The following is a 13488-nucleotide window of genomic DNA, read 5'->3' on the forward strand; positions in this document are numbered from 1 at the left end:
TGAGCCTATGCCAAAAAAGATCATTCAGAGATTCATGCCCGATCCGGAGAAACTGAGGAATCATAAACACCTCAAGATCTTCGGCAGCCTGCTGAACAAACCCAATCTTTGGGCACTGAATCGCCGCTCTGCCCCCGGCGCCTTCGCCATAGGCCTGTTTGTTGCCTGGATGCCAATGCCGTTTCAAATGGTGTTGGCGGCGGCGCTGGCGATCTACTTTCATGTCAACCTGCCGGTGTCAGTCGCTCTGGTTTGGATTACTAACCCAGTAACCATGCCGGCCATGTTTTATCTGGCTTATTTGATAGGTGCCAAGCTGCTCAATCACCCGCCGCAGCAGTTTGTCTTCGAAGCCAGTTGGGCCTGGATAGAATCCTCCATCAGCACCATAGGCCCACCTTTCCTGTTCGGTTGTTTGGTGTTGGGTGTGGTCAGTGCCCTGACAGGATATTTTGTGATCAAGAGTGCCTGGCAGTACTCCATCTATCTGCAGTGGCAAAAACGACGCAAATAACTGCTGCTGGCAGTAACGTCACTGGAGCGACACAATTCAGGGATACTTTAGGAATACATGGTTTTAGCGCTGACCAAATTTGGCAACCCAAAGCGCATTCAACCAACAAATAGCAAGAACCCGGCGATGGCCGGGTTCTTGCTATTTAGGATCTGCCTGTCGCTTATCAACGCCCGGCCAGGGCGGTTGCCGGGGCAATTCGACTGGCCCTGAACGCCGGATACAAGGTAGCCAGCAGACTCATCAGCAGCGCCATAGCCACCACGGCCAACACATCGGTGAGCTCAAGCCTGGATGGCAAGAAATCGATAAAATAGATATCCCCCGAGAGCAACTTATGCCCGGTCAACTGCTCAATCCCCTTGGCGATAGCCGAAAGATTCTTGGCCAGCAATACCCCCAGCAAGGTTCCTATGGCGCAGCCCAGCACACCATTGAGCGCGCCCTGAACAATAAATACCAGCATCACGGCGCCGCGCTTAAGTCCCATGGTCATCAAGATGGCGATTTCCGAAGCCTTGTCACGCACCGCCATCACCAGGGTGGAGACTATGTTGAAACAGGCCACACCTATTACCAATGCCAGCACCAGATACATGACGGCGCGCACCAGCTGAATGTCCTGATAGAGATGCCCCTGGGTGCGGGTCCAGTCGTTGAGATACAAAGTCTGGCTCTGGGCATAACCCAGCTCGCGAATCAGCCGCGGCGCTTCAAATACCCGCTCAACCTTGATTCTCACCCCGGTCACCTCGTCTGCAAGCCCTAGCAGGCGCTGGGCATAGGCCATGGGCACATAAGCCGTGGTGTATTCAAGCTCGCCGCCGAGACGAAAACTGCCGCTTATCAACAACGAATGACTGCGGGCCTGCGCCAGTTGACCACTGCCCTTTCCATGGGGTGACGGCAGATAGAGGGTCAGGCGATCACCCACCTTAAGTCCCAGTTTGTCCAGCATTCCCTGGCCCAGCACGATATGATTGCTGTCGCCCTCAAGGCTCTGCCAGCTTTCCTGTGTCAGATACTGACTCAGGGTCGAAACCCGCGCTTCAGCCTCGGGGTTAACCCCCACCACAGACAAGCCGACAAAACCGCCCGGCTTTTGCACCAAGCCCTGCATACGTACCAGCGGAGCGGCGGCGCTGATGCCGTCGATTTGCTCGGCGTCCGACACTATCTGACGCCAGTCATGAATAGGTTCGCGGACCTGGCTCAACTCCCCCTGGGGCACAACCCCGAGCAGGCGCTGCTCCAGTTCGCGCTCAAAGCCATTCATCGCCGACAGCACCAGAATAAGCACGGCAACCCCGAGGGCGATACCAGCGGTGGAAGCAAAAGAGATAAAACTGATAAAGCTGCTGCTCTGGCGGGCGCGGTAAAAGCGCCAGCCGATGATCAGGGGCAGCAAGGCGGGATGCGCCGTCATTGGCCAGCCTCCGGCGCCGACAAACGACCATCGACCATCTGCAGCTGCCTATCCATCCTGGCCGCCAATTGATGATCATGGGTTACCACCACAAAAGCCGTGCCCAGTTGCGAGGCCAGCTCGCGGATAAGCTCATAGACAGCCTCGCCGCTGTGGGCATCCAGGTTACCCGTAGGTTCATCGGCAAGTACCACTTTGGGGTTGTTTATCAAGGCTCTGGCAATGGCCACCCGCTGGCGCTCACCACCGGAAAGCTCCGCCGGGGTGTGATCCAATCTATGTCCCAGCCCCACTCTTTCGAGCAAGGCCCTGGCCTGCGCTCGCACTTCCGCCTTGGGGCGACCGGCAATCAGCCCCGGCATGGCCACATTTTCCAGGGCGTTGAATTCGGGTAACAGATGATGAAACTGGTAGATAAAGCCCATCGCCTGATTGCGCAGCTGTGCCTGGCGGGAGGCCGAGGCCTTATATAAGTCCTCGCCTTCGAGCAATACCTGACCGGCAGAAGGCTTATCCAGGGTGCCAAGAATATGCAGCAAGGTACTCTTGCCTGAGCCCGAACTGCCGACAATCGCCAACTGCTCCCCCGGATACACCTTGAGGTCGACCTGCTCGAGCACCTTGGTGCTGAGCTTGCCTTCCTGATAACTCTTGCTGACGGCTTTGGCTTCAAGGAGCGCGGCTTGTTGCATGGTATTGATTCTCTTATTCATATCTAAGTGCAGTCGCAGGTTCTACCCGGGCGGCCCGAATAGCCGGGTACAAGGTGGCGGCCAGGGTCATCAGCAGAGTGCCGATGGCGATAAGTACCAGTTGCTGCGGTTCCAGCTGCACGGGTAACCTCTGTCCGGCGCCCAATACGGCGATCCCCAGGGTCGACAGCAGCGGATTGATGTTGAGGGTGGCCACTATGCCAACCCCTAGGCCCAGCGCCAGGCCTATCAGAGCGTTGAGGGAGCCCTGGGAGATAAAAATGGTCATGATATCCAGCCTACCCAGCCCCTGGGTCTTGAGCACGGCGACATCGGCAGTTTTATCCACCACCATCATCACCAGCGCCGAGACAATATTGAAGGCTGCCACCGCGACAATCAGGCTTAACATCAAAGACATCATGTTCTTTTCCATCTTCACCGCGGCGAAGAGATGGCCATAACTGTCACGCCAGTCGCTGACGCTCACCTCAACGCCCTTAGCTTCGAACAAATGTTCAACCTTGGGCGTCAGCGCCGGGGCGCTGAAGGGGTCGCTCAGAAACAGCCTGAGATCCTGAATTTGCTTTGGCGACTTACGCATCAAGCGGCGGGCATCTTCATAGTGCAGAAAAGCCACTCCGGCATCGACCTGAGAACCCATCTCAAAAATACCCGCCACTTCAAAAATTCGCTGGCTGGGAACCGGACCAAGCGGCGAGTACACCACACCATCACCGCTGAGCAGGCGCAGCTTGTCTCCGGTGGCAACATTAAGCCGCCGTGCCAGCTCTGAGCCCAACAACACCCGGTAGTTGCCGCTGCTGAGCGAATCGAAGGCATCCAGATAGGCGTGTTTGGCTACAACCGAGAGATTTTTTTCGGCCTCGGGGTAGATGCCATAGAGCTGCACCGCACTGATATTATCGGCCGACTGGGCCATCGCCTGGGTGGTCGCAGAGGGCGCCAGCCCAAGCACCCCGGGCAATTGCTGTAAATCGCCTTTAAAGCTTTGCCAGTCATCAAAAGAGTGGTCTGTATGTACTGTCAGTTGTGGAATGGCCCCCAGGATACGGGTCTTGAGCTGGCCTTCCAGGCCGTTCATCACAGAGCTGACAATAATCAATGCTGCCACCCCGAGAAAAATCCCGCTGACGGCGAAGAAGGTAATAAAGGAAGCAAAAGCGTTGGCCTTGCGGGCACGCCAGTAACGATAACCTATGTAAAATGAGAGTCCCGGATTCATGAGAGGGATAGCATGTCCTGTGCGCTGCGCTTGCTAAATCAATGAAGTGGGCACGATAATAGGTGGATTGACCGGGTAAATACAAGAGGCGGGACCTTGTTTCCTGAATCCAATCCATACTTCAGCGTGCCCCACGCCTTCGATGTCTATCTCAGCCTCTGGCCCAAGGACACTCCCTTGCCGACCGAGAGCCAGCTGCTGGCGATGCAATCCACCGGCTTGAAACTGATGAGCGAGGTCAAGGCGCTGGAAGCCGGCTGTTTGTTGCAGCTCAGGCAACTCGGCGATGAGGGCCGGGCGATAGTCGACTACCTCAAACTCCAGTCCCGTAAGATAGATCTGGTGTTACAGCACGTATTGGAGCAGGAGAGCCGCGAAGGCCAACACTGCCCCGGGGTGCAATTTGGCGGCAGCGGCGTGCGGGTGCAGTTACCCCAGGCACTGGACGCCGGTACATTTTGCAAGCTGACCCTGTTTATTCGCGATGAAATCCTGTCCTTGCAGTGTATCGCCTCGGTGCGGGAATGCCGCGCCGACCCAGACCATGAAGGCCAGTTTCTGGCCGATCTCGACTATCGGGTGATCCAGGATGCCGATATCGAACTCTTGGTCAAGGCCAGTCTCAGCGTGCAACAAAAGCAGCTCAAAAGGCGTAAGGCCAGTCAGGATCCCAACTGGCATGAGCCAGCCTAAATCTCTACAATGGTGCGCAATCCATTCAGAATGAATCTGTTATCACATCTTCAATGAATAAGTTTTCTGTACTGGCGCCTGCGGGTGCCCCAAAGGCCGGCGAGATCCGCCATCTTGGTCTCGGCGAAGGCGTGGAGCGCGCGCTGACCTTGGCCAACCTCGCCCGCCAACATCAAGGTGTCAGCCTGTTGGTAACAGCGGATACGCCAACCGCCCTGACACTGGAAGCCGAACTCAAATACCTTTTGGGTGATACCCTGCCCGTGTGGTTGTTTCCCGATCGGGAGACCCTGCCCTACGACAGCTTTTCGCCGCATCAGGATCTGATCTCCCAGCGGCTGGAAACCCTGTCAAGGTTGCCAAGTGCCAAGCGCGCCCTGGTAATAGTGCCTATCAACACCCTGATGGTGCGACTGCCGCCCAAGTCTTTCCTGTCGGCCAATGTGATGTTGCTGAACAAGGGCGACAACTACAGCCTGCAACAGATGCGCGAGCACTTGGTCAGCGCCGGTTATCATCTGGTCGGTCAGGTTTATGAACATGGCGAATTTGCCATTCGCGGCTCGATTCTGGATATCTTTCCCATGGGCTCAGCCGAGCCGCTGCGAATTGAACTGTTCGATGATGAAGTGGAATCGATTCGCCATTTCGATCCTGAAACCCAACTATCCAAGGAACCCCTGTCGCAGGTACGGATGCTGCCGGCCAAGGAGTTCCCCACAGATGAACGGGCCATAGAAGGCTTCCGCCAGCGTTATCGGCGCTATTTTGAAGTATTGGTTAAAGAGCCCGAGTCCATCTATCAGCAGGTGAGCCGCCATTTGATGCCCGCCGGTATCGAAAACTACCTGCCCTTGTTCTTTGATGAAACCGCGACCCTATTCGACTATTTTGCCGGCGATGTGCAACTGCTGACGCTGGGCGACCTGCAGCAGGCCGCCGATGCACATCTGACGCAAGTGCGCAATCGCTATGAAGACAGGCGCGTCGATCCGCTGCGGCCCCTGCTGGCCCCGGCAGACCTATATCTGTTGACCGAGCAGCTGTTTGCCGCCTTCAAGCGCTGGCCAAGACTGCAACTGAGCCAGGTGGATGCCCAAAAACAGCAGCAATTGGCTGCAGTAAGCGCGCTGCCGGATATCTCGGTCAACCATAAGCTGAAGCAGCCCTTGCAGGCATTGGCCGACTATATCGCCTCGGCGGGCAGAGTCCTGCTGAGCGCCGAATCCGAAGGCCGCCGCGAGGCGCTGATGGAGTTGCTGGCCAAGATAGAGTTGCGCCCGGTACTGTTCCCGCATCTCAAGGCGTTTATCGACTCGGATGCACAGCTGGGGTTAATCGTCTCGCCCCTTGCCAAGGGCTGCGTACTCCATGAGCCCAAGCTGAGCATAATTTGCGAAACCGAGCTCTTCGGTCAGCGGATCTCCCAGCAGAGACGGCGGGAAAAACAGCGCCAGATCAGCAGCGATGCCCTGATTAAAAACCTCGCCGAGCTCAAGGTCGGCCAACCCATAGTGCACCTGGAGCACGGGGTCGCCCTCTATCAGGGGCTGGAAACCCTGGATACCGGCGGCGTGGTGGCCGAATACCTCAAGCTGGAATACGCCGGTGGCGACAAACTCTATGTGCCTGTGTCGTCACTCCACCTCATCAGCCGGTACGCCGTGGCACCGGATGAATCCCCCAACCTCAACAAGTTGGGTAACGAGAGCTGGGCCAAGGCCAAGAAGAAGGCGATAGAGCGCATTCGCGATGTGGCTGCCGAGCTGCTGGATGTTTACGCCCGCCGTCAGGCCCGCCCCGGCGAGGCCTGTGAACTGGATGAGGCCGAATACGCCCTGTTCGCCCAGGGTTTCCCGTTCGAAGAGACTGTGGATCAGGAAACTTCCATCGCCGCCGTTCTCGCCGATATGCAGTCACCGGTGGCTATGGACCGTCTGATCTGTGGTGACGTGGGCTTTGGCAAGACAGAAGTGGCCATGCGCGCCGCCTTTGTTGCCGTCAACGCCGGCAAGCAAGTGGTGGTGTTGGTGCCCACGACTCTGCTGGCTCAGCAGCACTATGAAAACTTCAAGGACAGGTTCGCCGACTGGCCGGTGCAGATTGAAGTTATGTCCCGTTTTCGCACCGCCAAAGAGCAGCAACAGGTGATTGCCGACCTGGCAAACGGCAAGGTGGATATTGTTATCGGCACCCATAAGCTGCTCAACAGCGAGGTGAAATTTGACGCCCTCGGCCTGCTTATCATAGATGAGGAGCACAGGTTCGGGGTACGGCAGAAAGAGAAAATCAAGGCGCTCAGGGCCAATGTGGATATTCTCACCCTGACGGCGACCCCTATTCCCCGCACCCTGAATATGGCCATGTCCGGCATGCGGGATCTGTCGATTATCGCCACCCCGCCGGCCAAACGCCTGGCGGTGAAAACCTTCGTGCGCGAATACGACAAGGCCAGTGTCCGTGAGGCCATAGAACGGGAGCTCCTCCGTGGCGGCCAGGTCTATTACCTGCACAACAATGTGGAGAGCATAGAGAAACGCGCCGAGGAGCTGCGCGAGCTGTTGCCCGATGCCAGAGTGGTAGTAGCCCACGGCCAGATGCGCGAGCGCGAGCTGGAGCGGGTAATGTCCGATTTTTACCACAGACGCTACAACGTGTTGGTGTGTACCACCATTATTGAAACCGGTATCGATGTGCCGAGCGCCAACACCATCATCATAGAGAGGGCCGACACCTTCGGGTTGGCGCAGCTGCATCAGCTCAGGGGCCGGGTTGGCCGCTCCCATCACCAGGCTTATGCCTATCTGATGACCCCGCATCCGAAACGCATGACCTCAGATGCCCGCAAGCGCCTGGAAGCGATTGACGCCCTGGAAGATCTTGGCGCCGGATTTATGCTGGCGACTCAGGATCTGGAGATCCGCGGCGCCGGTGAATTGCTGGGGGATGAACAGAGTGGCCACATCTCCAAGATAGGCTTCAGCCTCTATATGGAGATGCTGGAGTCGGCGGTCAAGGCGCTGAAACAGGGCAAGGAGCCATCCCTGGCGCAGATGCTCAACCAGCAGTGTGAAATCGAGCTGAGGATCCCGGCGCTGTTGCCGGAAGACTATGTGGGCGATGTCAATATTCGCCTGTCGCTCTACAAACGGATAGCCAACTGCACTACGGAAGCGGCGCTGGATGAGCTCAAGGTGGAACTGATTGACCGTTTCGGTTTGTTGCCTGAAGCCACCCGAAACCTGATGCAACTGACACTGTACAAGCATCAGGCCACCGCGCTCGGGCTGAAAAAACTCGATTTTCACGCCCGCGGCGGCAGTGTCGAGTTTGGTGACGACCATATTATTGATCCCGGCTTTATCATCGGCCTGTTGCAATCCCAGCCACAAATCTATCGAATGGATGGACCGAATAAGTTAAAGTTCACCCTGGCGGCCGAAAGCAGTAAAGAACGCCTGGAGATGGTAGGTCTTCTGCTGCAACAACTGGCACAACACACTGTGGGAGAAAAATAGTGTATCGAAATATGCTGGCAACCCTGGCTCTGGGGCTGACACTTTCGCCTGTATTGCAGGCGGCACAATATCCTTGGTACGAAGTCGAGGTATACCTGTTTGAGCGCCCCGGGCCAAGCACGGAAAAGTGGCCGGATACGCCGCTGGAGCTCAAACTGAACAAGACCATAGACTTGATCACTCCCCAGGTCGCCACCGAAATCAGCTCAAGCAGCATGGCTGGGGGAGACTGTGATCCGCAATGGCAATCTCAATCCGCAGGCAGCGCAGCAGATAAGGCTCTCAATAACGATGCCTCCGGCTCACAGCACGGCCGCCCCCTTCAGGCAGGCCAAGTGATATCTCTGGCCCAGGCCGATAACACGACTCAAGCGGATGCCACCGCTTTGCCTTGCCAACAGCGGCAAGCGGAAATCCGTATGCCCAAGCAGTTGCCTGTGAATATCAGTCCCAGAGACAGCAGCACAGCCGCCCAACCCGGCGCCCTGCTGCTCAGTGAAAGTCGGGCCCAATTTGGCGGTGTTATCAATGCCCTCAAGCGGCAACGCGGTTTGAAAGGGCTTTTGCATCTCACCTGGCAGCAACAGATGAAACCCCGCCACAGAGCCGAGGCACTGCATCTCTTCGGTGGCCGTAACTTTGGCTCAGACTTCAAGCTTTCAGGCTTGCCCCAGAGCCAGTTGGACACGGCTTCGAACTCATCTTTGAATGGTTTATCAGAAGACTTATCTGAAGAAAAACTGCCTGAGCAAGCATTGGACAATGGCCTGGGTGAACCAACTCAAATGGGCAGTGAGGAATATGCAGCGCTTGGGAGCTTGATGGTGCCGCAAACGCCCAAGGCTGTGTGGGAGCTTGATGGGCTTTTGAATATCTATCTCAGCCATTATCTCTATGTGGAAACCCGCTTTAACTTGAGGGAAGCCGGCTATAAATCTCTGGCCACCCAGGAAGGTGAGCCTGAGCTGCAAACTCCCTTTCTTTACAGCATTCCCATGGAGCAAAATCGCCGTATTCGCAGCGGGGAAATACACTACTTCGATCATCCCAGAATGGGGATGATCCTACAGGTAAGGCGTATGGCCCAGCCAGGCAGCCAAACTCAAGCCGATAGTGGCGAAGAGCTCTGATCAGTGACTGATAGAGAAGTCGAGGTAGATCTCATCTGCCTCGTCTTCTTCCACATAGACACTATCGACCCGCGCCTGAGGTGGCCCCTGTTCGCACCAGGTTATTAAGTGATCGACGGCCGGATAAGCCCCCTGCGCCAACACTTCAACCGAACCATCTTCTTTGTTGCGCACATACCCCGTCACCCCCAGTGACTGAGCCTTTTGCTGGGTAAAACGTCTGAAACAGACTCCCTGCACCTTGCCTTTTACAGTCAGCAGCACCCGCTTCATGGGCGTCTCCTTGTGGCTTCATTATCTTGCTATGCTTATAAATCAAGCAGTTGATTAACAAAAAAGCAAAAAAAACAGCTAACAAAAGAGTGTTAGCTGCATCGGGCGACATACGCAAAATGTCCGGTAATTTTGCAACCACAAAGCGTAACACTTTGTATCAAAACCACCATAAAACGTAACTTTACACAGCTAAAGGCCCGATGCAACCAGCGCAACATACAGAACAACAACCCGAAACCCCTCTCGTGACATCGATCACAAAAAGGGCTTGTTTTACCGCACAAAATAGGGTTTAACCCACGCGCTCTACACCCTCATTCTGCTTGAAGGCTTTAATCTGAGTCAAATGGCTCGCCAGCGAGGCAAACTTATGACTCTGCTGTTTGTCCCAAATCACTTCATAATAGCGGCTGAGCAAGGCATGGCTGCGGGTGCTGTCCAAGACCTCATCCTCGGTCGACAGCAGGCACAGGGCGCGGTTACGGTTCTTGCTGCGAAAATCGGTCACGCACTTGCTGGCAATATCGGCGTACTCTTCCGGCCTGTCTATCTTGCCGGGCATGTTTTCCTCCGGCCAAAGATTGGGGTTGACCAATATCGCCTTGAGCCCGGACAGGAAAGCGATCCGCTCGGCCCAATAAGCTCCCAGCCCCACACCTATGATCAATGGCTTGGGATCGTCAGTGAGTTTAAGCTGCTTACTGACCTCATTCAGCAGATGCTGCATATCGTGTCTGGGATGCTGGGTGCTGTAGCTGATGAGACGCACATCATCATCAATAAACTGTAACTGCCTGACTTTTTCATGATTACCCGGGCTGGTGGCATCAAATCCGTGAAAATACAAAATCATTTTGTTTCCTCAAGTCTCATTCCAGTCATGGTTATACAGGTTTCAAACTAACCAAGTTAGTTTGCGCCTATATTGTGCCAAATCAATTTTTTGTGGATGAAATCCTTGCCGCCAGCTCGCGGGCTCGCTCCCAGCGCGCTTCATCCTGCAATGCTTGCATCACCTTAGCAGGGTCTGCCCTCAATGTCGCAGCCGGAAAAGGATTGCTCTCGGGCCAAGGGAAGTCTCCCAGAAGGCTTCTGGCGCCCTCAGGGTCATTGCATACCAATACCATGTTACAACCGGCATCCAGTGCCGCTCTGGCCCTGGCCTGATAGTCTCCTGCTACCGCCGCCCCTGTCATGCCGAGATCGTCCGAGAAAATCACTCCATTAAAGGCCAGTTTGCCGCGCAGTTCCTGCTGGAGCCAAAAAGATGAAAATCCGGCGGGGTTTGGGTCTACTTCGGGATAAATCACATGAGCCGGCATAATACCTTGGAGCATCTCTTTGGCGATCAGCTGTGAAAAAGGCTGCATATCACACTCGGCAATCTCTTGATAGCTGCGCGGGTCGACCGGCTGGGCAATATGGGAGTCGGCCTCGACGCTGCCGTGGCCGGGAAAATGTTTACCCACTGCGGCCATACCGGCCTCAGTCATGCCTTCAATAAAGGCTGCTGCCAGCGCGGTGACCTGCTCGGGTTTTGAGGCGAAACTGCGGGTGCCTATCACCTGACTGATGCCATTGAGATCGAGCACAGGGGCAAAGCTTAAATCTATGTCGCAGGCCAATAGCTCGACGGCCATCAAAAAGCCCAGCTCTTTGGCCCAGGTTGACGCCAGCTGAAGCGAGCCTGCGGCGGCCGGCAATATATCGCCCATGGCTGGGATTTGGGTAAATCCCTTGCGAAAACGCTGTACCCTGCCCCCTTCATGATCGACAGCAATTAGCAGTTCGGGACGCACCCGACGAACCGCGCGGATCAGGGCTATCAGTTGCTCTCTGTCTTGGTAATTACGGCTGAAAAGAATTAGGCCGCCAACGGCCGGATGTTGCAGGACAGAAGCCTCCTCTTGGGTCAACTCGACAGAGGCAAGATCCAGCATTAAGTGACTCATAAACATCTCCAACAGGGTACCGCGCATGAAAGCGACTGAAAAAGGTACGAAATGGTGTTAGCCCCGATACAGGTATGGCAGCAAGGAAAGCGCAACCAGGGTCAATCCCTTTGTTAGCAAGGCTAATGCAACCTTAGCTTAATAAGAATAACTAATGATATTCCAGGCCAAAAGTATGGGATACTTGCCCATGGGCAGAGTAACTTGGGTCAAGGTTACTCCGAAACCTGCGCATGCGCGAGCAATGCGCCTCCCAATGACTAAAATAACAACGAAACAGCAACAGGGTTAACCAAATGATTAGCGTATTCGATATGTTCAAGATAGGTATAGGGCCTTCCAGTTCCCATACCGTGGGTCCGATGAAAGCGGGCAAAATCTTTATCGAACAACTGGCTGTAGATGACTTACTTGGACAGGTCGACGAACTGCAGGCAGAACTTTTTGGCTCTCTTGGACAAACAGGCAAGGGCCACGGTACCGGCAAAGCGGTGATTCTGGGATTGATGGGGGAAGATCCGGAAACCGTCGACACCGACAGCATAGAGGCGATTCTGGCAGAAGTAGCCGACAGCCAGACACTGACGCTCAGCGATGGCCGTAAGGTTAAGTTTACCCGCGAAGATGGTATCACCTACCATAGGCGCAAGACACTGCCGGCACACGCCAACGCCATGACACTCTACGCCCTCAAGGCCGGAGAGTGTTTGTATCAACGCACTTACTATTCGGTCGGCGGCGGTTTTATTCTCGATGAGGATGAAATTCAGCAGCGTAACGCTTCTCCGGCGACTCCCATCGCCCAGGCGCCTTACGATTTCAATACTGCCAGCGAACTCTTGGAGCTTTGCAGCGACAATGGCCTGAGCATCTCTTCGCTGATGATGGCCAACGAGCTCAGCATAGCCCCAGAAGATGAAGTCAAAGCCAAACTGTGGCATATCTGGCAAACCATGAAAGCCTGCGTCGAAAAAGGCTATCAGAAAGAAGGCATTTTGCCCGGTGGCCTTAAACTGCGCCGCCGCGCTCCGGCACTGCATCGCCGCCTCAAGGCCGAAGGCCGCAACAATATCGATCCCCTCAATGCCATGGATTGGGTGGACTTATTTGCCCTGTCTGTGAATGAGCAAAATGCCGCCGGTGATCGTGTGGTAACGGCGCCCACCAATGGCGCCGCCGGTATCATCCCCGCCGTGCTCTGCTACTACGACACCTTTGTTCAGGAAGTGGATGAAGATGTCTGTTGCCGTTTTCTGTTGACGGCGGCGGCCATAGGGATTCTGTACAAGAAAAACGCCTCCATTTCCGGAGCCGAGGTTGGCTGTCAGGGCGAAGTCGGCGTGGCTTGCTCTATGGCCGCTGCCGCACTGACCGAAATCATGGGTGGTACGGTCGAGCATGTTGAAAACGCGGCAGAAATCGGTATGGAACACAATCTGGGGTTGACCTGCGATCCTGTCGGCGGCCTGGTGCAGGTTCCCTGTATCGAACGAAACGCCATGGGCGCAGTCAAGGCCATCAACGCCTCACGCATGGCACTGCGCGGCGACGGCAATCACAAGGTTTCCCTGGATAAGGTGATCAAGACCATGATGGATACCGGCAAAGATATGCGCAGCAAGTACAAGGAAACCGCCAAAGGCGGCCTGGCGGTTAATATCGTCGAGTGTTGATTACCAAATCAATCTCTCCGGTAGTCCCTCCGAAAACAGGACTATCTCCCCGATAAAAGAAGAGCGCCAAATTTGGCGCTCTTCTTTTTTAAACTTAATCCTTTTAAAGGACTCCTGAAATCTACATCCCGAATTCAGATAATAAGTGCACCACTCATGGTTAAACGGTGAGGAGAGATCAACTGCCTGTTGGTGATACTCTGTAGTCGCCAAACAAACATGAGTAGTTACCATGAATTACAAGCAGTTGATCGAGGGACAACGATACCAGATTGAGGCCTATTTACGCGAGGGTTTCAGTTATCGGGAGATAGGAAAACGTCTGAAAGTCAGCCACAGCACAATCAGCCGGGAAGTAAATCGCAATC

The 13488-nt window shown here is 55.1% G+C and carries 12 protein-coding genes; 6 read left to right on the forward strand and 6 right to left on the reverse strand.

The window, feature by feature from the left end:
- Positions 1 to 7: 7 nt before the first annotated feature.
- Positions 8 to 514 (forward strand): DUF2062 domain-containing protein, encoded by a 507-nt coding sequence (locus tag CX651_RS14950; protein WP_039035101.1) that lies wholly within the window; start codon positions 8 to 10, stop codon positions 512 to 514.
- Between the two features lie 166 nt (positions 515 to 680).
- On the opposite strand, the gene lolE is transcribed toward CX651_RS14950, so the two are convergent.
- Genes lolE through CX651_RS14965 form a run of 3 tightly spaced genes read right to left on the reverse strand, consistent with a single transcriptional unit; the run spans position 681 to position 3878 of the window.
- Complete coding sequence (lolE, locus tag CX651_RS14955) at positions 681 to 1940, reverse strand: lipoprotein-releasing ABC transporter permease subunit LolE (RefSeq protein WP_101056688.1); 1260 nt, start codon at positions 1938 to 1940, stop codon at positions 681 to 683.
- Positions 1937 to 2653 carry a lipoprotein-releasing ABC transporter ATP-binding protein LolD gene (gene lolD, locus CX651_RS14960; protein WP_101056689.1) on the reverse strand — a complete coding sequence of 239 codons (717 nt, stop codon included), beginning with the start codon at positions 2651 to 2653 and terminating at the stop codon, positions 1937 to 1939. The genes lolE and lolD overlap by 4 nt, the downstream gene beginning before the upstream one ends.
- Positions 2646 to 3878: a lipoprotein-releasing ABC transporter permease subunit gene (locus tag CX651_RS14965; protein WP_101056690.1), complete on the reverse strand. Its 1233-nt coding sequence runs from the start codon at positions 3876 to 3878 to the stop codon at positions 2646 to 2648. The genes lolD and CX651_RS14965 overlap by 8 nt, the downstream gene beginning before the upstream one ends.
- 96 nt (positions 3879 to 3974) lie before the next feature.
- Between CX651_RS14965 and CX651_RS20165 the strand changes: the two genes are divergently transcribed.
- The 3 genes from CX651_RS20165 to CX651_RS14980 are packed head-to-tail and all read left to right on the forward strand — an operon-like array spanning position 3975 to position 9219.
- On the forward strand, positions 3975 to 4571 hold the full coding sequence (locus CX651_RS20165; protein ID WP_101056691.1) for a hypothetical protein: 597 nt from the start codon (positions 3975 to 3977) through the stop codon (positions 4569 to 4571).
- A gap of 53 nt (positions 4572 to 4624) precedes the next feature.
- Entirely contained in the window at positions 4625 to 8089 is a 3465-nt protein-coding gene (gene mfd, locus CX651_RS14975; protein ID WP_101056692.1) for a transcription-repair coupling factor, read from the forward strand.
- Positions 8089 to 9219, forward strand: a complete 1131-nt coding sequence (locus CX651_RS14980; protein ID WP_101056693.1) for a CsiV family protein — start codon at positions 8089 to 8091, stop codon at positions 9217 to 9219. Before mfd ends, CX651_RS14980 begins: the two co-directional genes overlap by 1 nt.
- Here the strand turns inward: CX651_RS14980 and CX651_RS14985 are convergent, their stop codons facing one another.
- The 3 genes from CX651_RS14985 to nagZ form a co-directional block, all read right to left on the reverse strand.
- Positions 9220 to 9492 carry an acylphosphatase gene (locus CX651_RS14985; protein ID WP_101056694.1) on the reverse strand — a complete coding sequence of 91 codons (273 nt, stop codon included), beginning with the start codon at positions 9490 to 9492 and terminating at the stop codon, positions 9220 to 9222.
- Between the two features lie 295 nt (positions 9493 to 9787).
- Positions 9788 to 10348 (reverse strand): alpha/beta hydrolase YcfP, encoded by a 561-nt coding sequence (gene ycfP, locus CX651_RS14990; RefSeq protein ID WP_101056695.1) that lies wholly within the window; start codon positions 10346 to 10348, stop codon positions 9788 to 9790.
- 82 nt (positions 10349 to 10430) lie between these two features.
- A complete protein-coding gene (gene nagZ / locus CX651_RS14995) occupies positions 10431 to 11447 on the reverse strand; it encodes a beta-N-acetylhexosaminidase (protein ID WP_101056698.1) in 1017 nt (338 codons plus the stop codon).
- A 296-nt stretch (positions 11448 to 11743) separates the two neighbouring features.
- Between nagZ and CX651_RS15000 the strand changes: the two genes are divergently transcribed.
- Positions 11744 to 13120 carry an L-serine ammonia-lyase gene (locus CX651_RS15000; protein ID WP_101056696.1) on the forward strand — a complete coding sequence of 459 codons (1377 nt, stop codon included), beginning with the start codon at positions 11744 to 11746 and terminating at the stop codon, positions 13118 to 13120.
- A 232-nt stretch (positions 13121 to 13352) separates the two neighbouring features.
- Positions 13353 to 13488, forward strand: a 136-nt coding sequence (locus tag CX651_RS15005) for a helix-turn-helix domain-containing protein (protein WP_157822673.1), incomplete at its 3' end; no start/stop codon positions are given.

It is taken from the genome of Shewanella chilikensis, assembly GCF_002836945.1.
GTDB classification, from domain to species: domain Bacteria; phylum Pseudomonadota; class Gammaproteobacteria; order Enterobacterales; family Shewanellaceae; genus Shewanella; species Shewanella chilikensis.